The 18,818-nt window shown below is 71.0% G+C and carries 11 protein-coding genes; 4 read left to right on the plus strand and 7 right to left on the minus strand.

Features of this window, described 5'->3' with window-relative positions; all coding sequences use genetic code 11:
- The first annotated feature begins 239 nt into the window (after positions 1-239).
- Positions 240-2,273 carry a fibronectin type III domain-containing protein gene (locus AAW13_RS24815; protein ID WP_206306274.1) on the plus strand — a complete coding sequence of 678 codons (2,034 nt, stop codon included), beginning with the start codon at positions 240-242 and terminating at the stop codon, positions 2,271-2,273.
- Positions 2,274-2,472: 199 nt separating this feature from the next.
- Here AAW13_RS24815 and AAW13_RS24820 read toward each other — a convergent pair whose 3' ends face one another.
- The 6 genes from AAW13_RS24820 to AAW13_RS24845 form a co-directional block, all read right to left on the minus strand.
- Entirely contained in the window at positions 2,473-3,654 is a 1,182-nt protein-coding gene (locus AAW13_RS24820) for a glycoside hydrolase family 43 protein (protein ID WP_206306275.1), read from the minus strand.
- Between the two features lie 38 nt (positions 3,655-3,692).
- A complete protein-coding gene (locus tag AAW13_RS24825; protein WP_052768668.1) occupies positions 3,693-5,789 on the minus strand; it encodes a hypothetical protein in 2,097 nt (698 codons plus the stop codon).
- Between the two features lie 70 nt (positions 5,790-5,859).
- Complete coding sequence (locus tag AAW13_RS24830) at positions 5,860-8,310, minus strand: glycoside hydrolase family 2 TIM barrel-domain containing protein (RefSeq protein WP_046732067.1); 2,451 nt, start codon at positions 8,308-8,310, stop codon at positions 5,860-5,862.
- A 45-nt stretch (positions 8,311-8,355) separates the two neighbouring features.
- The gene (locus AAW13_RS24835) at positions 8,356-9,816 is read right to left on the minus strand and encodes an MFS transporter (RefSeq protein WP_046732068.1); all 1,461 of its coding nucleotides are present in this window, start codon (positions 9,814-9,816) and stop codon (positions 8,356-8,358) included.
- 204 nt (positions 9,817-10,020) lie between these two features.
- A complete protein-coding gene (locus tag AAW13_RS24840; RefSeq protein WP_046732069.1) occupies positions 10,021-11,001 on the minus strand; it encodes a LacI family DNA-binding transcriptional regulator in 981 nt (326 codons plus the stop codon).
- 146 nt (positions 11,002-11,147) lie between these two features.
- Entirely contained in the window at positions 11,148-13,397 is a 2,250-nt protein-coding gene (locus AAW13_RS24845; RefSeq protein WP_046732089.1) for a glycoside hydrolase family 3 C-terminal domain-containing protein, read from the minus strand.
- Positions 13,398-13,678: 281 nt separating this feature from the next.
- Here AAW13_RS24845 and AAW13_RS24850 point away from each other — a divergent pair, with 281 nt between their 5' ends.
- The 3 genes from AAW13_RS24850 (at position 13,679) to AAW13_RS24860 (ending at position 17,900) form a co-directional block, all read left to right on the plus strand.
- The gene (locus AAW13_RS24850) at positions 13,679-15,892 is read left to right on the plus strand and encodes an MMPL family transporter (protein WP_046732070.1); all 2,214 of its coding nucleotides are present in this window, start codon (positions 13,679-13,681) and stop codon (positions 15,890-15,892) included.
- Between the two features lie 80 nt (positions 15,893-15,972).
- The gene (locus tag AAW13_RS24855) at positions 15,973-17,205 is read left to right on the plus strand and encodes a sensor histidine kinase (RefSeq protein ID WP_046732071.1); all 1,233 of its coding nucleotides are present in this window, start codon (positions 15,973-15,975) and stop codon (positions 17,203-17,205) included.
- A complete protein-coding gene (locus tag AAW13_RS24860) occupies positions 17,202-17,900 on the plus strand; it encodes a response regulator (RefSeq protein ID WP_046732072.1) in 699 nt (232 codons plus the stop codon). Before AAW13_RS24855 ends, AAW13_RS24860 begins: the two co-directional genes overlap by 4 nt.
- A 147-nt stretch (positions 17,901-18,047) precedes the next feature.
- Here the strand turns inward: AAW13_RS24860 and AAW13_RS24865 are convergent, their stop codons facing one another.
- Positions 18,048-18,728, minus strand: a complete 681-nt coding sequence (locus AAW13_RS24865; protein WP_079178950.1) for a TetR/AcrR family transcriptional regulator — start codon at positions 18,726-18,728, stop codon at positions 18,048-18,050.
- Positions 18,729-18,818 lie beyond the last annotated feature (90 nt).

The raw sequence follows: 18,818 nt of genomic DNA on the forward strand, positions 1-18,818 counted from the left end.
ACCAGCCAGGCCGAACCGGGCGCAAGCCCCACGACAGTGCGTGCCGTCGGCGTTTCAGTCACCGCGTGCCGCGCGGGTTGGGGGAGGGGCAGTTGCGGCCGGTCATGACGCCGCGTGCCTGCCCAGTTGGGCACTCGGGGTCTCAGCAGCGACCGGTGGGAGCGGTGGATGAGATAATTGATCCGATGTTTTCTTGTATCGGCATTGACCTCTCACTGTCGCGCACCTACTTTGCCTGCATGTTTCCCACAAGACAGCAGGCGCGTCTCGCGAAACCCGTCGACGTGGTGCGCTTATTCATCGGGCCTTATCGGATCGTTGCGGCCTTCCTCTGCACGCTCCTGTCTCTCGGAGCACTGGCTCTGCCCGCACACGCGGCGGCCGCGGTCACCTATTTCGTCTCGCCCGGCGGCAGTGACAGCAATCCGGGGACCAGCGCCGGCGCCCCCTTCCGCACGCTGACCAAGGCGCAGGCGGCGGTCCGAGCGATCGACAAATCAACCTCCGGGCCGATCACCGTGACCTTGGCCGGTGGCGTCTACCGGCTGTCCAAGACACTCACCTTCACTGCCGCTGACTCGGGCGGCGGTACCGCGGGTACCGTCTGGTGGAAGGCGGCGTCCGGACAGTCCCCGGTCATCAGCGGTGGTGCACAGATCACCGGCTGGGCACGGACCAGCGCCGGCAGCGGCATCTGGTCCGCCCCGGCCCCCAGCGGCCTGGACACCCGGCAGCTGTACGTGGACGGCGTGCGCGCCCAGCGTGCGACCGGCACCCTGCCCGTGTCGGTGACGCAGACGTCGACCGGATACACCACGGCCTCCGGTGACCCGTTGGCCGGCTGGCGCAATCCGTCGTCGATCGAGTTCGTCTACCGGGGCGGACTCGGGCTGTGGACCGAGCCGCGCTGTCCGGTCGCCTCGGTCACCAGCACCGCCATCACCATGGCCCAGCCGTGCTGGAACAACTCCACCCAGCGTGTCATGCGCACCGACGACTCGGGCCGCACCTACAACCTGGTCGGCCGCAAGTCGATCACCGAGGCACCGACGGCGGTGGAGAACGCCTACGAACTTCTCGACAAGCCGGGCGAGTTCTACCTGGACAGGAGCGAGCACCGGTTCTACTACGTTCCCCGTTCCGGGGAGGACCTGACCACCGCGGACGTCGAGGCACCCTCGCTCGACACGCTGGTGGCGTCCTCCGGCAGTGCCTCGGACGAGCCCAGCCACGTCGGTTTCCAGGGCATCCAGTTCAGCTACGCCAACTACACGACCTCCGACACCGGCACCGGCTTCTCCGAAATCCAGGCGACGTACCAGGTCACCGGTGCCACGGGCTACGCCACCCAGGGACTGTGCCAGTTCGTGCCGGGCGGTACCTGCCCCTACGGCAACTGGACGAAGATGCCCGGTGCGGTGCGGTTCACCTATGACAAGAACATTCACTTCGACCACGACTACTTCGTCCACCTCGGTGCGGCCGGACTGGACCTCGGCAACGGTTCGCAGGGCGACACGGTGACCGCCTGCGTGTTCACCGACATCTCCGGCAACGGTCTCGACCTGGGAGGCGTGGACATCCCGCAGCCGAGCAGCTCGGCACAGCACACCAGCGGGATCACGGTGAAGGACAGCCACTTCTACGACACCGCCGCCGAGTACCACGGCGGGGTCGCCATCGACGCCGGCTACATCGAGACGTCGACCATCACCCACAACCAGATCGACCATGTGCCCTACACGGCGATCTCCATCGGCTGGGGCGGCTGGCCCGACAAGGTGAGCCTGCCCGCGCAGCCGAACTACTCGAACAACAACACGGTCTCGAACAACCTGATCTACGATCACATGGCGTTGCTCGGGGACGGCGGTGCCGTCTACACCAACGGCATCACCGGAACGTCGATGGCGACCGGCGAGAAGGTCACCGGCAACGTGGTCCACGACCAGCTCAACACCTCCGGCGGCCACGTCCTGTACACCGACAACGGCGCCACCTACGTGTCGATCCTCGGCAACGCGGTGTGGAACATCAACGTCTCACCGTGGGGCAGCAAACACGTGAACTACACGGCGGGCGACGGAACCTACGATCCCACGACCATCGAGGGCAACTACTGGCCGAACGGTCCCTCCGACTACGACTACAAGAACGTCCTGATCCAGAACAACCATGCCGTCACCGGAGCGTCCGGGGTCCCGTCGAGCATCATCGCCGCCGGCGGCATCGAGTCGCAGTACCAGGCGATCCTCTCCTGGCAGCCGGCCTGACGCGAAGGGCTCCGGCCCTGCGGGCTCCCCGGCCCTGTGGGCTCCCCGGCCGCGGGCTCCACCTCGTCGCCGTTCCTGTCCGCGCCCGCGGACGACCGGCGCGGCGGGCGCCTCGTCTTGACGAGGCGCCCGCCGTTCTCCGCGGGAGCGCGGCGCTGAACGGGGGGAGGGGGCCGGGCGGGGCGCGGGGACACGGAGGTCACAGCGACGTCGGGTCGTCCTCGATCGTGAGCGTGGTGTCGTGTTCCACCAGGCGCCGTACGACGGCCCGTTCGTCGGGGGTGTTGTTCGGCTGGTGCAGGGTCAGGGCCAGTCCCCCCTCGGCGAGCCGGAAGATCATTCCGTGGCCGCCGTCCGACGCCCACAGCGCGTGCTCGTCCTGCGTCCACGGGCCGGTGATCCGCCCCGAGGCGGAGTGGGCGAGGCCCGTCGCGTAGCCCTGTTCGCCGTGGCTGGACCAGAGCATGACGAGGTGACCGCTGCCGAGACGGAACAGGAACGGCCCGTCCGTGACGTAGGCGGGGAACCTCACGGACACCCCGGGCAGGGGCCTGGCCCAGGGCGCCTCCGAGGCGTTGAAGAGGAACACGGGTGTTCCGGTGGTGTGCCGCAGGTCCTCGGTGAGGCGCTGCGCGAAGATCGCCCCGTCATGGATCTGGGTCCATTCGTGGCAGTACACGATCCAGGGCGCGCCCGACTCGTCGACGTGCAGGGTGCCGTCCAGGCACTGCCACTTGCGCGGGGTGACGGCTCCCTCGCTCCAGGGGCTGAACGGTCCCTGCGGTGTGTCGCCCACCAGGATCTGCGTGCCGCGGTAGCCGTCCGGGGCGGTGAAGGTGGCGAACATGTACCAGCGGTTCCGGTACTCGTGGACCTCCGGGGCCCAGAAGGAGCCCTCGCTCCAGAAACCGGTGGGCGGCCGGAAGGCGGCGAACGGGCCCTCCCAGTGCACGAGATCGGTGCTGCGGTAGGTGTCGAAGCCGAGGCCGGGGCCGTCCCAGATGTTGGGGTCCGTGCTGCCGTAGAGGTGGTAGGTGGAGCTGGGCCGGTGGTGCAGGACGAACGGGTCGCGGATCTGGATCCGGTCGAGCGTCAGGCCCTGCCGCACGGGTACCGGGGCACCGGCCCCGGCGGTCGCGGGCGGTTCGCTTCCGGTGACCAGCCGGCCGCCGTTGACCGCGCGGACGAGACCGTCCACCAGGGGCTGCGAGATCTTGCCCTGGCTGAGCTCCACGAGCCGGTTGAGGGAGAACACCCTGGCCGGCCCGAGCTGCGCGACGTCCTGGCCCAGCCGGGTGAGCAGCTCCCGGACCAGGGGGCCGCCCGTGGGGTCATCCAGCCAGGCGCCCAGGGTGCTCCGGCCGGTCAGTGCTGTGCTCACACGTGTTTCCTTGTCATGGGGGTGCGGATACGACCGGTTCACGGCCACGGGGTGAAGCCCTCCTGCCGTACCGACCAGCCCTCCGCCGGAAAACCAGGGCATTCGTGGCCGGCCCCGTCCCAGCCGCCCGCCATGAGGGAGACGGCCGCGAGGAGGGCGCCGTTGGAGGGGAGGTACACCGGTAGCAGGCTGCCGATCTGGGGGGTGTGGCCGGTCGGCAGGTAGTGGTTCTTCGGGGTCCGCATGAGCAGCGCGTCCACCGCGAGGTCGGGGCGGCCGACGCGGGTCGCGGTCATCGCCATCACGGGGAAGTCCCAGCCCCACGCGCTGTTCCACTCCCAGTCGGCCTGCACGTCCTGGAGCGTGGCGGCCATGACTGCGGGGTCGACGAGCGGGGTGTCCGGTACGACCCCGAGGGCGCACAGGAGCGCGGGGTGGTCGTCACGCTTCAGGTACGGCTCGGTCGCGACGGCGGTGTAGCGGCCGTCGCGCCGGTGAGGCAGGGCCAGCCCGTCCTGGACCCGCTGCCACTGCTTGTCCCGCTCACGGCCGGAGCGTTCACGCCAGCGCTGGGCGATCTCCAGCCCCCACCACCAGTAGGCGAGTTCGAATGTGGGGTCCTCGGTGGTGGCCGCGTCGTAGAACTCCTGCGCGGGGAGCAGCGGGGCCGGCAGGTGGTAGGTGCCGTCGCGTTCCTCGACGAAGGAGGCCATGAACGCGGCGGTGTCCTCGACGAGTTCGGCGAAGCGCGCCACCAGGTCGCTCTCGGGACGGCCGCGGTGCAGCAGTTCGAGGAGGTAGAGGGGGTGCGGTTGCTGCCAGAGCAGGAACACTCCGATGTCGGAGGGGCTTTCGCGGCCGTCGGGCCCGGTCTGCTTCGGCCAGCGAGCCCCGTCGTGACGCTGGCGGCGGGCGGTGGCGCGGGCCTCGGGGAGGATGGTGAGGTACCAGTCCAGGCTGCGTTCCAGGAGTTCGGGCCGGCCCCACGTGGCGAAGTGGGCCGCGTGCCACCAGTGCATCTCCAAGTGGTGCTTGCCGTGCCAGGAGTTGGTGATCAGACCGGTCTCCTGCGGCGGCAGAGTACCGGAGCAGTTGACCGCCGTGAGGTACTGCGAGAGCACCACCCGCCGCTCCAGCTCGGCGGCCCGCGGATCGGTGCTGCCGGTGAAGTCGATCGCCGCACCGGAGGTCCAGAAGTCCTCCCACCAGGTGGCCGAGACCGTGGCGAGGGAGGCGAAGTCGCCGCCGCAAGAGGGGGCTTCGTCCCCGGCGGAGTAGGACGCCACGAGGTCGAGCGTGTCCGAGTCCGTGGTCAGCACGTACTCGTGCGGGACGCCCGTCGGCCGTACGGCCCCCGCAGACCACGTGAGCCGGACGGTGTACGTGGTGTCGTCGAGGGTGCGGCGGAAGACGCACCCGGTGGCGGTGACCTGTTCGAGGTCGGTGCGATGGCGCTCCGGCGAGGTCCAGTCGCTGGTCCCGAAGAAGCCGTCGCTGGCGTAGGGGAAGCGGACCACGACGCCGGCCAGACCGTCCGCGAGCAGCTCGGACTCGATCCGGAAGGAGACGCGGGACCGGTGCGGGTCGGCGACGGTGGTGACCGCCGTCTCGTGGTCGGCGTAGGTGAAGCGGCTGCTGATCGTCCCGGTCCACAGGTCCAGACACTGTTCGGTGTCCCGCAGGGCGTCGGGGCCGGTCTCGGGCTCGGCGTCGGGCGTGGGGCGCAGCAGGAGGCCGATACGGCCGAGGTCGAGCCGCTGCGGGTTGGCGCTGAGCCAGGCCCCGGGCCGCATCTCCTCGGGCAGGTCGCCGCCCATCATGGCGGCGATCCCGAACCGGTCCGGGTAACTCACCTTCCCCCGCGCCGTGTCGTGCTCGGACATGGCGTCCGGAAGGGTGTACCCCTCGGGGTTGGGCATGGCGTGCCAGCCCCAGGTGCTCATGGTCGCGGTGTTCACGGCGAGACGGCGTTCCGCCATCGCGGCGCTCTGGTCGTGGTAGGCCGGGAAGGTCTGCATGCCGGTGATGTCGCACGAGTAGGCGAAGTCGCCGTTCCCGACGGTGAGGACGTGGGCGGGGTCGGGCTCGGTCAGGCGAACGGTGTGCCGGCGGACCAGCGATTTCCTGTCGATCAACGGGTGTTCCTTCAACAGGTGTTCTTTCAACAGGTGGTCCCTCAACGGGTGCTCATTCAACGGGTGTTCCTTACTCGACGGTGATGACGGCTTCGACCGGCTCGCAGTCCGGCACGGTCGCCAGGACGCGGATCTTTCCGGCGCCCGTAGGCCGTACGACGGCCAGCGCACGGCCCTCGTACGTGTGCCGTGCGGTCGCGTCGAAGCGTTCCTCCGACGCCGGCGCGGCACTGCCGAAGCCGATCAGCTCCCCGGCGCCCGAGACCTCGACGGAGACCGGGCGGTCTGCGGCGGTGTGGACGGTGCCGTCGGCGTCGGTGAGGGCGAGAGCGATGTACGCGAGATCGCCACCGGTCGCGTGGATGATCTGGCGGTCGGTCCCGGCGGTCAGCCGGACGGGCCCGTTGGCCCACTTCAGGCCGGTGCGGCCGGTCTCGACGCCGTCCCGGTAGGCCACGGCGACCAGTTCCCCAGGGACGTACACGATCTCGAACTCGGTGCGGAAGCGGTGCCCGGCACCCGCCGGCCGTCGCCCGAACGAGTTGCCGTTGCCGATCAGTTCGACCTCGTCGGCATCGGAGTACACCTCGACGGTGACCGGTTTGCCCTCGAAGCCCGGCCAGGTCCAGCTCGCAAGGGAGTCGCTCCAAGCCCAGGGGCCGCCGATGGGGGTCAGCCCGTGGTTCCCGGGGCGCCGGACCGCGATGTAGGGCTCGGTGCGCAGACCGAAGACGATCTCGCGGTAGTAGGAGGCGGGGCGCCGGTGACCGGTGATGTCGATGTCTCCGCAGCCCGCGAGGAGGTGCGGGAAGGGCGCGGTGTGTTCGGGGTGCGGGTTCTCCGGCGTCGCGAACTGAGGGCGGCCGATGCCGACTTCGCCGATGTAGTCCCAGCCGGTCCAGGTGAAGTCGCCGATGACGTGACCGTGTTCCCGCACCAGCTTCCAGTTGCCGTCGATCCGGGTGGGGAAGGTCTCGGTGCCGAGGATCATCCGGCTCGGGAACAGCTCGCGGTCGAGGGCGTAGCGGGCCTCGGCGTAGTTCATGCCGGCCACGTCGAGGACGGCGAAGGACTCGGCGGTGCGCTGGGTGACCAGGTCGGAGGCGCTGACGTAGTTGATCATGTCGCCGGCGTCGGTCATCCGGGAGTTGATGCCGCCGCCGTTCTCGTCCCCCTCCGAGCGCTGCCCCCGCAGGGCGGCCAGCTCGGACATGACGGCGAGGAAGCCGTTGACGGCGTTGGTGACATAGCGGGTGGTGTCGAGGGAGCGGACCTTCTCGGCGAGCCTGCGCCCCCATGCGGCGCCGGTCGCCGAACCGGTCTCGGGGATCTCGTTGCCGATCGAGTACATGATGACGCTGGGGTGGTTGTAGTCCTTGGCGACCATCGCCTCGACGTCGCGCTCCCACCACTCGGGGAAGTGCAGGCTGTAGTCGAAGCCGTTCTTCGCGGACGTCCACACATCGAAGGTCTCGTCGACGACGAGCATGCCGAGGCGGTCACAGGCCTCCAGCATGGCCCGGCTCATCGGGTGGTGGGACATCCGGATCGCGTTGAAGCCGGCCTCCTTGAGCAGCTCCACCCGCCGCTCCTCCGCGCGGGCGTAAGTGGCCGCGCCGAGCGGGCCGTTGTCGTGGTGGACGCAGGCACCGCGCAGTTTGACCGTACGGCCGTTGAGCCGCAGACCCTGTTCCGGGTCGAGCCGGAGCGAACGGATGCCGAACTGCACGCTGTCGCTGTCCACCGGGTCACCCTCGGTGCTCAACACGACATGGCAGCTGTACAGATGGGGGTCGTCCACGTCCCACAGCCGTGCCTGACGCACGTACAGGCGGGACCGGACCACGGCGTCCTCACCGGGCAGCACGGTGACCTTGGTGACGTCGCCCGTGACGGCGTTCCCGGCGGCGTCGCGAAGGTTGACCGCGACGTCGAGGGTGCGGATCGCGATCGAGTCGTTGCGCACCCGGGTGGCCACCTCGACCACCGCCCGCTCGCCTTCGAGGTCGAGGGTCGTGACGCGGACGCCGTCCGGAACGATGCGCACCAGGTCACCGGTGAGCAGCCAGACGGGCCGGTAGATGCCGGCGCCGGTGTACCAGCGGGAGTCCTGGTGCGCGCGGGCCTCGACGCGGATCTCGTTGTCCTGGCCGTAGCGCAGGTACGGGTCTGCGTCGACTGTGAACTGCGAGTATCCGTAGGGGCGTTGACCGGCATAGGAGCCGTTGATGTGGACGGTGGCGTCGCGGTAGACGCCCTCGAACTCGAACTGGACGCGTCTGCCGCACAGTTCGTCCGGCACGGAGAACGTCTTGCGGTACTCGAAGACGCCGCCGGGGAAGTAGGCGCCCGCACCTCCCTCCATCGTCACCTCGCCGTCCGGCGCGAGGCGGTCCTGGCCGATCATCGCGTCGTGCGGGAGGGTGACGGCCTGGAACGGCGCCACGGGGCCGGACAGTTCGGCGAAAGGGTTCACCTTGCGCCGGGTCTGCCAGTCGTCGTTGAAGGAGGTGCGGATCATTGCCTGCCTTGTCTGTTCGGGAGGAACCGGAGAGGGGGCGGCGGGTCAGGCCGCCTGGCCCGCCTCGACGGTGTCGATGCGGCGGGCCCTGGGGATGAGGGCCACCAGCACGGTGCCGAGGGCGCAGGCTCCGGCGACGAGCAGGAAGCCGTTCGCGAACCCGCCGTCCAGGTAGAACTGGGTGCCCTTCATGACCACGCCGTCCTGGGCCATGACAGTGAAGACCAGCTGGCTGACGATCACCTGGATCACGCTCTGGATCAGCCACTGGGAGCCGTTGGCGAGTGCCTGCTCCTCGGGGGCCACCGACTCGATGACCATGATCGGCAGCACGGAGACGACCAGGCCCATGCCCGGACCGGAGATCACACCGAGAAGGACGAAGTGCCATATCTCGGTGTGGAGTTGCGAGGCGACGGCGTATCCCGCTGTGGTCAGGGCACCGCCGACGCCGAGCAGGATCCGGGTGTCGACGCGACGGGCGAGCCATCCGGTGAGGACCGCTGTCGCGATCACCAGGACGCTGATGGGTGACTGGACCGTGGCGCTCTTGGTGACGGACCAGCCGAGGCCGTCGGAGACCGTCGGGAGGTGCGGCATGAGAGTGAGGATCATGGTGACGGTGCCGACCGCGAAGGTGGCGCCGGCGCCCACCGAGGCGGCCAGGAAGACCGTCCACACCCGGCGCCGCCTGATCAGCGACAGGGGGAGCAGGGGGTCGGTGGCGCGGGACTCGTAGGGGAGGAACAGCAGCACCGCCAGGGCGCCGAGGCCGATCCAGGTGAGGGTCCGTGCGCTGGTCCAGCCCCAGGTGGAGCCTTCGCCGATGCCGTAGACGACCGCGCTGAGGCCGCCGCCGAGCAGCAGCCCGCCGATCCAGTCCATCCGGCGTGCCGCCTCGCGGACCGGGCTCTCGGGCACGCACAGCAGCTGGAGCAGCAGGCACACGCCGGTGGAGACGACGATGAACCACAGGGCGCCGCGGAAGCCGTGGTGGTCGATCAGCCAGGCCGACAGGAACGGGCCGCCGAGGCCCACCAGGCCGATGCTGGCGGCCAGGACGCCGCTGGCCGTACCGACCAGTCGTCGCGGGAAGACGTCGCGGGCCAGGGCGTAGGCGATGAACACCGTGGCCCCGTAGGCGCCGGCGAGGACGCGGCCGGCGATCAGTGTCGGGTAGTCGGTGGCGAACGCGGCGATCGCGTCGCCGAGCAGGCCGACGGCGGTGGCGACGACCATGACGCGCTTCTTGCCGTACATCGCGGCGGCCTTCATGGCGAAGGGTGTCAGGAACGTGCCGAGCAGTGCGGAGCCCAGGGTGAACCAGGCGATCTGGGTGGTGCGGAAGTGGACGGCCACCTCGGCCTGCGAGTTGCCCGCGAGCAGACCCGCGATGGGGTTCAGTGCCACGGTCCACAGGAGGGCGACGAGCGCGAGCAGATGCCGGGCGGAGAAGCCCGTCGTCTCCGCCTCGGCGGCGTCGGGGGCGGTCTCGGTTGAGGACATGGGATGCCTTTCACGGCTCTGTGAAACGTTTCAGTCGACTGTTGACGACTTCCTGCTGGTGGGGGGTGGGGTTGCTTTCCTGCGCATTGCGCCAGTGATGCGCGTCAGTGACGCGCGTAAGTAGAAAACATCAGTGAAGGTGTGACGGCAAGACGCGAGAAGGTAACGAGCTCGCAACGTGCTGCCCCCGGCCGGGGGCGCGGCTCAGGAGGAGAGCCGCTTGACCAGCCGCAGGCTGTCCCCCGGCCCGCCCGTGACCACGCGCCGGCCGGTCAGGCCGGCCGCCACGGCCTCCGCGCGGTGCCTGCCCGCCTCCTGGAGGTCGAAGTAGACCGTGGAGAGCGGGGGCGCCGCGAAGCGGGCCATCGGGATGTCGTCGGCGCCGACGACCGCGAGGTCGTCGGGGGCGGTCAGGTCCATCTGCCGCATGGCGGCGAGCAGGGCGATGGCGTGCTCGTCGTTGAACGCGCACACCCCGGTGACCTCCTCGTCCTGCCACCGCCGTACCACGCGGGCCAGCGGTGCGATCTCGAGGTCGGCGGCGCCGAGCGCGAGCGGGGGCGCGATGCCCGCGTCCGCGCACGCCTCGGCGACCCCTTGCAGGCGTTCCTCGCCCATGCGCCGGAACCGCGGCGGCGAAGGCAGCAGGTAGCCGATCCTGCGGTGGCCGCGGCCGATCAGGTGCTCCGCCTGCATGCGGCCGAGCGGCGGCATGGCGGACAGCCCGGCGTCGGCCGGCGGCAGCACGACCCGTACGCCCAGACCGTGCAGGGCTTCGACGGTGGCCTCGTCGAAGCCCTCGAAACCGAGCACGGCCGAGGGACCGACGGTGGCGCACACGTCCGGCAGCGACCTGCCGCGCTCGGCCATCAGATGGGTCACCAGGGTCAGGCCCTGGTCGGCGAGGGCGACGGTCAGTTCCTCGACGAAGCGGCTGATGCTGGGTCCGATGGGCAGGTCGGGGATGGACAGCAGCACGATGTCGCTGCGGCCGGCGGCCAGCGCGCGGGCGGAGGCGTGCGGCCGGTACCGGAGCCGTTCGGCGGCGGCCAGGACCCGTTTGCGGGTCTCCTCCGGGATCGTCTGCCCCGGCCGGTTGTTGAGCACGTAGCTGACGGTGGTGCGCGAGACGCCGGCCGCCTCGGCGACATCGGCGCTGGTGATCCGTTTCGCGGGGCGTGTCATGACCCTCTGATCCGTCCGAGCCGTGGGCGCCGCGGCACGCGTGTCCCGCCCGTCGCGTCCCGCCCGCCACCTGCCGCGGTCTCGGCAGGCACCCCGATGATACGCGTCCCGCGGCTCCGTCACTGACGCGCATCACCCCTCGCGGCTCAGCGGCGGCCGGCGACACGGCTACGTTCCATCAGACGCTCCAGCGTCGCGTCCAGGGCGTCGCCCTCGACCAGTCCCACGACCCGCTTCATCGGCACGTCCCGCACCGCCTGGAGCAGCTCCGGCCGGCTGCCCAGCCGGCTGCCCTGGTCCGCGGGCAGGGCGGCGGTCAGTTCCTGGAGGAGGACGGATCCGATGACCGGGTGGGCGATCCACTCCCCGAAGGTCGACTCCAGGGTCAGTTCCTGCGGGGCGGCGTCTCCGGTCAGGGTCACGGACGCCTCGGCGCTCACGTGCTCGGCGTTCTCGCCGACCTGGACCAGGTAGTCGCCGGGCGCGACCGCCCAGACGGCGTCCTGGACGTCGTAGTAGGCGAAGGCGCGGCGGCCGAGGTCGAAGGAGAGCGTCCGCGACTCGCCGGGCTCCAGGCGGACCTTGGCGAAGGCGCGCAGCTCCCGCGCGGGCCGCCGGACCGGGCCGGCCTGCGTGCCGACGTAGATCTGGACGACGTGACTGCCCGCGCGGGTACCGGTGTTGGTGACGGTGAGCGAGGCGCGGGCCGAGTCGTCGCCGGTGCTCTCCACGGTCAGGCCGCCGACCGCGAACGTGGTGTAGGAGAGGCCGTGTCCGAACGGGTAGCGCACCGGCGCGCCCGTCGTCCCGTACCAGCGGTAGCCCACCATGACGCCCTCCCCGTAACGGACGTGCCCCTGCTCGCCGGGGAAGTTGACGAAGCTGGGGTTGTCCTCCAGCCGCACCGGAATCGTCTCCGCGAGCCGGCCCGACGGGTTGGCGTCACCGAACAGCAGGTCGGCGAGCGCGCCCCCGCCGCCCTGCCCCAGCAGGAAGCCCTCCAGGATCGCGTCGACCTCGTCGTGCCAGCCCTCCAGCGAGACGACCCCGCCGTTCGACAGCACCACGACGGTCCGGCCGGCCGCCGCGGCGACGGCCCGGATCAGTTCGACCTGTACGGCTGGGAGGTGCAGGGTGTCCCGGTCGAACCCCTCGGACTCCTCGCCCTCCGCGAGCCCGGCGAAGACGACGGTCACGTCCGAGGCGCGGGCGAGGGCCACCGCGGCCTCCCGCAGCGCCACGGTGTCTCCGGAGCCGTCCGAGGTGAATCCGGGCGCGTACGCCACCGGGTTGTCCCGCTCTGTGGCCAACTCCCGCATCGCGTCCAGGGCGTTGTCGAGCCGGGTCGGGTTCAGGTGCGAACTGCCGCCCGCCTGGTAGCGGGGGGCGGCGGCGAACTCGCCGATGACCGCGATCCGTCGGCCGGGCGCGAGAGGCAGGACATCGTCGTCGTTCTTCAGCAGTACGGCGCACTCGGCCGCCAGTTCCCGGGCCAGCCGGTGATGGGCGTCCGCGTCGAAGCCGCCGGACTGCCCGGCCGCCCCGTCGGCCAGTGCGAGGATCCGTCGTACCGCCGTGTCCACCACGGACTCCTCCAGTTCGCCGTCGCGTACGGCCGCCACGATGCGCCGCGTGTTCTCCGGAGCCGGGCCGGGCATCTCCAGGTCCAGGCCCGCGAGCATCGACGCCACGGGATCGTGGACCGCGCCCCAGTCGGACACCACCGCTCCGGCGAACCCCCACTCCTCCCGGAGCACCTCGGTGAGCAGCCACCGGTGCTGCGCCGCGTGCACGCCGTTGACCTTGTTGTACGCGGCCATCACGGTGGCGGGCCGGGCCTCGGTGACGACGTGTTCGAAGGCCGGCAGGTAGATCTCGCGCAGGGTGCGCTCGTCGACGTCGGCACTCACCCGCATCCGGTCGGTCTCCTGGTTGTTCGCCGCGAAGTGCTTGAGGGAGGCGCCCACGCCCTCGCCCTGCTGACCGCGCACGTGCGCCGCGCCGAGCCGCCCGGACAGCAGCGGGTCCTCCGAGTAGTACTCGAAGTTGCGGCCGCACAGCGGGGACCGCTTGATGTTCACGCCGGGCCCCAGGACGACGTGCACACCTAGGGCACGGGCCTCACGTCCCACCGCCGCCCCGATGCGGGCGGCGACCTCCGGGTCCCAGCTGCTGCCGACGGCCACCGCGGGCGGGAAGCAGGTGGAGGCCAGGCTCTCGTAGATGCCCATGTGGTCGAAGTCGCCGACCTGGCGGCGCACCCCGTGCGGTCCGTCGGTCAGCACGACCGAGGGGATGCCGGCGTCCGCCACCGGGAGGGTGGACCAGAAGTCCTGGCCCGACAGCAGGGCGGCTTTCCGCTCCAGGGACAGACGGGACAGGTCGATGTCGGGCATGCGGATGTCCTTCGGGATCATGACAGCGGCTACTGACGCGCGTCAGTGGCGCGCGTCGGTGGACCATAACCGGAGAACCGGCGGTGGACAAGGCTGCCGGTGCGTGCGGAACGCGGAGTCATCCCGGGGCCGTAACCGCTCCTCCTCCTGGAGGAGGACAGAAACGCGCCGGCTCATGCAGGGACACCAGGCGGGATTGCGAGCACGCGCACGATGTCCGCGCGCCCCGCTCCCGTCAGGCTGGCCGCACACCCGAAACCCCACCTGGAGACCCGTTTCCCGTGGCTACCTTGCTCTACCGTCTGGGCCGGACCGCCTTCCGGCGCCGCTGGCTCGTGGTGCTGTTGTGGGCGGTGATCCTCGGCGGCGCCGGGGCCGCCGCCGTCACCGCACCGGCCTCCTCCGACGACGGCACGTCCTTCATGCCCGGCATCGAGGCGCAGAAGGCCTTCGACCTGATCGGGGAGCGCTTCCCCGGCACGGACGCCAACGGCGCCAACGCCCGCATCGTGTTCGTCGCACCCCACGGCGGGAAGGTGACCGCCTCCGGCAACCGCGCCGCCATCGACGCGCTCGTGACGGAGGCGGCCGACGCGCCGAAGGTCCTGAACGCCGTTGACCCGTTCACCGCGGGCGCGGTGAGCGAGGACGGCTCCACCGCCTACGCCACCGTGACCTACAAGGTGAAGGCCGACGACCTCACCGACGCCGACAAGGCCACCCTGGAGAAGGCCGTCGACCAGGCCCGCGACACGGGCCTCACGGTCGAGGTCGGCGGCACCGCGCTCGCCGAGCAGCCCGCCGCCGGCGGCAGCGCCGAGGCCATCGGCATCGGACTCGCCGCGGTGATCCTGCTGATCACCTTCGGCTCCCTCGCGGCCGCCGGCCTCCCCCTGCTCACCGCCGTGCTCGGCGTCGGGACCAGCATGGCCGCGATCATGGCCCTGGGCAGCGTCTTCGGGCTCTCCCTGACCACGGGCACGCTCGCCTCGATGCTCGGTCTGGCGGTCGGCATCGACTACGCCCTCTTCGTGGTCTCCCGCTACCGGGAGGAGCGGGCGAACGGCCACGCTCCCCGCGAGGCGGCCGGGCTCGCCGTCGGCACGGCGGGCTCCGCGGTGGTCTTCGCCGGCCTCACGGTCGTCATCGCCCTGGCCGGCCTGACCGTGGTCGGTGTGCCCATGCTGACCAAGATGGGGCTGTGCGCGGCGGGCGCCGTCGTCATCGCCGTCCTGGTGGCCCTCACCCTGGTCCCGGCGCTGCTGGGCATGTGGCCGGACGCGGTGCTGGCCCGCCGTACCCGCAAGGGCGGCCCGGTCCGCCGGGCGGCCGACAACGCCGGTTCCCGGTGGGCGCGGTTCGTGCTCCGCCGCCCGGTGACCGTGCTGGTGGCCTGCGTCGCCGGGCTGGGCGTGTTGGCGCTGCCCGCCGCGCAGCTGGAGATGGGCATGCCGGGGGCCGAGTCCAAGCCGGTCTCGTCGACGGAACGGCGAGCCTACGACGCCCTGGCGAACGGTTTCGGCGCCGGCTTCAACGGACCGCTGACCATCGTCGTGGACGCCAGGGGCGCGGCCGGTGCCAAGGCGGCCGTGCGGGAGATCGAGAAGAGGATCGGCACGACCGACGGGGTCGTCTCCGTCTCCTCCGCGCGGTTCAACCCGGCCGGTGACACCGCGCTCTTCTCGGCGGTGCCGGCCACCGGCCCGAACGACGAGCACACCAAGGACCTCGTCCGCGCCATCCGCTCGGAACGCGCCGCCCTGGAGCAGCGGACGGGGGCCACCTTCGAGGTCACCGGCAGCACCGCGATGAACATCGACATCGCCGAGGCGCTCCAGGCCGCGCTCGTGCCCTACCTGGCCGTCATCGTCCTCCTGGCCCTGCTGCTGTTGCTGGTGGTCTTCCGGTCGGTGCTCGTACCGGTCAAGGCGGCCTTCGGCTTCCTGCTGTCGGTGCTGGCCGCCCTCGGTTCGGTCGTGGCCGTCTTCCAGTGGGGCTGGGGCGCCGGGCTGCTGGGCGTGGAGCAGGCCGGGCCCATCATGAGCCTGATGCCCATCTTCCTGGTGGGCATCGTGTTCGGCCTCGCCATGGACTACGAGGTGTTCCTCGTCGCCCGCATGCGGGAGGCGTACGTCCACGGGGACCGGGCGCCCGACGCGGTCGTCTCCGGCTTCCGGCACAGCGCCCGGGTCGTCGTCGCCGCGGCGGTCATCATGATCGCCGTCTTCTCCGGGTTCGTCGGCTCCGGCGAGTCGATGGTCAAGACGATCGGCTTCGGCCTCGCCGTGGCGGTGCTGTTCGACGCGTTCGTCGTACGGATGGCGCTGGTCCCGGCCGTGCTGGCGCTGCTGGGCGACAAGGCGTGGTGGCTGCCGGGGTGGCTGGACCGGCTGCTGCCCCGGGTGGACGTCGAGGGCGCCGGGCTCGCGGCACCGTCGCGGGTCGCCGGTGGCGAGCGCGCGCCGCAGGACCCGGTCCACGTCGGACGCCCGTAGCCGCGGCCGCAGCGCCGGGCAGCTCGGCGCCGCGGGCCGCGATATGTGAGCATGGCTGTCACCTGAGGTTTCGGAGCGTGATGAGCACCAGCTGGCGACACCGGGCGGCGACCCATCCGAGGGCGCTGGACCTCGCAGGACTGGTCCTGCTGTTCGCGGTCACCGTCAGCGGCGTCCTGGTCACCCGGGCACTGGACTCCAGCCCCCAGGTCCTGTGGCCCGGTGTCGCCCTGTCCGCGCTCGCCTGCGCCGCGCTGCACCGGCGGCGAGGACACCCCTTGGCCGTCCTCGCCGTCACCGCGGTGTGCACGATCACCGTGGGCGCCCTGGGCTACCTCCTGACACCTCTGCTGATGGGACCGCTGCTGGTCGCGCAGTACGCCACGAGCCTGCGCACGCCCCGGCGCACGGGGTGGAACAGCGCCCTGGTCGTCACCGGCTGCGTGGTGGTCGGCGGCCTGGTCTTCCCCTCCTTCCTCCACTCCGTGGTCTTCGCCGTCGTCAATCCCGCGGCGTGGATCCTGCTCTGCGCGGCCCTCGGCAGCTACCGGCGGGAGAGCCGCGAGTACGCCGTGGCCCGCGCCGAGCACGCCGACCGGCAGCGCGAGGAGGAGGCCCGCCACCGGGTCGTCCAGGAGCGCATGCGCATCGCGCGCGAACTCCACGACGTGGTCGCCCACCACCTGACGCTGGCCGACGCCCAGGCCGGAGCCGTCAAGCACCTCCTGCGGACCCGGCCCGACAAGGCCCAGGAGATCATCGACAGGCTCCCGGAGACGACGGCCGCGGCCCTGCGCGAACTCAAGGCCACCGTGGGGCTTCTGCGGCAGGACACCGACCCCGCCGACGACCTGGCCCCCGCGCCGGGACTGGACAGGCTTCCCGACCTGGTGGACTCCTGTGCGGCGGCCGGCCTCCAGGCCACCGTCACCGTCGAGGGAGAACGGCGGCCCCTCACCCCCGTACTCGATCTGACGGCCTACCGGATCCTCCAGGAAGCACTCACCAACGTCACCAAGCACGGCACCGGCCGCACCACCGAGGTACGGCTCACCTTCACATCCCGGCGTCTGACCCTGACGGTCGCCAACGACACCGCGCCCGGCCGCACCCCCGTGCCGCCCGGCTCCGGCGGCGGGTTCGGCCTGATCAGCATGCGCGAACGCGCCACCTCGGTGGGCGGCACCCTCCACGCAGGCCACCGCGCCGAGGGCGGCTTCGAGCTCGTCTGCACCCTGCCGCTCGACGCCCTGCCCCCGGACACCCCGCCCAGCAGCGCCCTCGACGGCCACCACGAAAGCCCCGCCCCATGACCATCCGCGTCCTGCTCGCCGACGACCAGGCCCTGCTCCGGGCCACCTTCCGCATTCTCATCGACTCGGCCGACGACCTGACGGTCATCGCCGAGGCCGCCGACGGACGGGAGGCCGTCGAGCTCGCCGAGGCACACCGGCCCGACGTGGTCGTCATGGACATCCGGATGCCGGGCACCGACGGCGTGGCGGCCACCGCCGCGATCTGCTCCCGGCCGGAGCTGGCGGACACCCACATCCTCGTGCTCACCACCTTCGAGAACGACGAGAACGTCGCCAAGGCCCTGCGGGCCGGTGCCGGCGGCTTCCTCGGCAAGGGGGTCAGCCCCGACGTCCTGCTGGCCGGCATCCGTACCGTCGCGGCCGGCGAGGCACTCCTCTCGCCCACCGCGACCCGGGCTCTCATCACCCGGTTCCTGGCCACCCCGGACACCGACGACCCGCTCGTCATCCCCGACGCCGTCAGAACCCTGACCGACCGCGAACGCGAGGTCGTGACGCTGGCCGCGCACGGCAGGTCCAACGCCCAGATCGCCGACCGGCTCGTCCTGAGCCCGCTGACCGTACGCAGCCACATCCAGCGGGCCATGACCAAGCTGGACGTCCGCGACCGCGCGCAACTCGTGGTCGTCGCCTACCAGAGCGGACTGGTGAAGCCGCGCCCCACGACCTCAGATCCGCCGGACACACCCTGACGTTCCGACGACCGCCGGGGTGGGGGGATACCTCGAAGCCGAGTTCCGAACGGCGTGACTCGTGGATACGACTCAGGTCGTCGGCCGGTGCGGGTGTGCTGGATTGACCACACTTCCGCCGTGGGCGCCGAGCCGGAAGGGCGGGGGTCAGTCCAGTCCGTGGCCGTCCGTCGTCAGTGCACGGGTGAGCCGGTCGAGATAGGCACGGTAGTCGGCGAGGAAGTCGAGGCGACCGCCGGAGATGGCCCACTGCACCTGTAGCCCGTCGGAGACGGCGAGAATCTCCCGGGCGACCTGGTCGGGGTCGGTCTCCGGCTTCAGCCGGCCGGCGGCGAGGGCTCCGCGCAGGCCCGCGGCCAGGGCGCGGGCCGCGCCTTCGTTGCGGACGGTGAAGAACACGTGGGCCGGGTGTCCCGGGTCCATCGCCTCAACGGACAACTTGGCGAAGAGTTCGATGAGTCCCGGCTCGGTGAGGTTGTGCGCGGCCAGCGCCAGCACCGCGCGCAACTGCTCGCGGATGTCGTCCTGCGAGACCCCTTCATGGACCTTGACGTAGTTCCGTTCCTCGCGGGCCTCCAGCACCGCCATCAGCAGCTTCTCCTTGCTGCCGAAGTGGTGCACGACCACGGTCGCCGACGTGCCCGCGTCGGCGGCGATCTTGGCGAGCGAGGAGTTGAGGTACCCCGCCCGTGCGAAGTTGGACGTCGCCGCCTCGAGGATCGCGGCCCGCCGGGCATCGGCCGCCGCGTAGGTGCCCGTTGAGCGACGCCGTCTCTTCGGCCGCTGGGACCCCTCGTGGGCCACGGATGTGTCCGGTCTCTTCTCCATCGGCGTCAGCCTACCGATCCGGCGGGTGTGGTCTGCGTCACCTCCTAAAACTATTTATGGCGTTCAGTTTTTAACTTACTGTTCACGGCA

Source organism: Streptomyces humi, from assembly GCF_001005085.2.
GTDB lineage: Bacteria > Actinomycetota > Actinomycetes > Streptomycetales > Streptomycetaceae > Streptomyces > Streptomyces humi.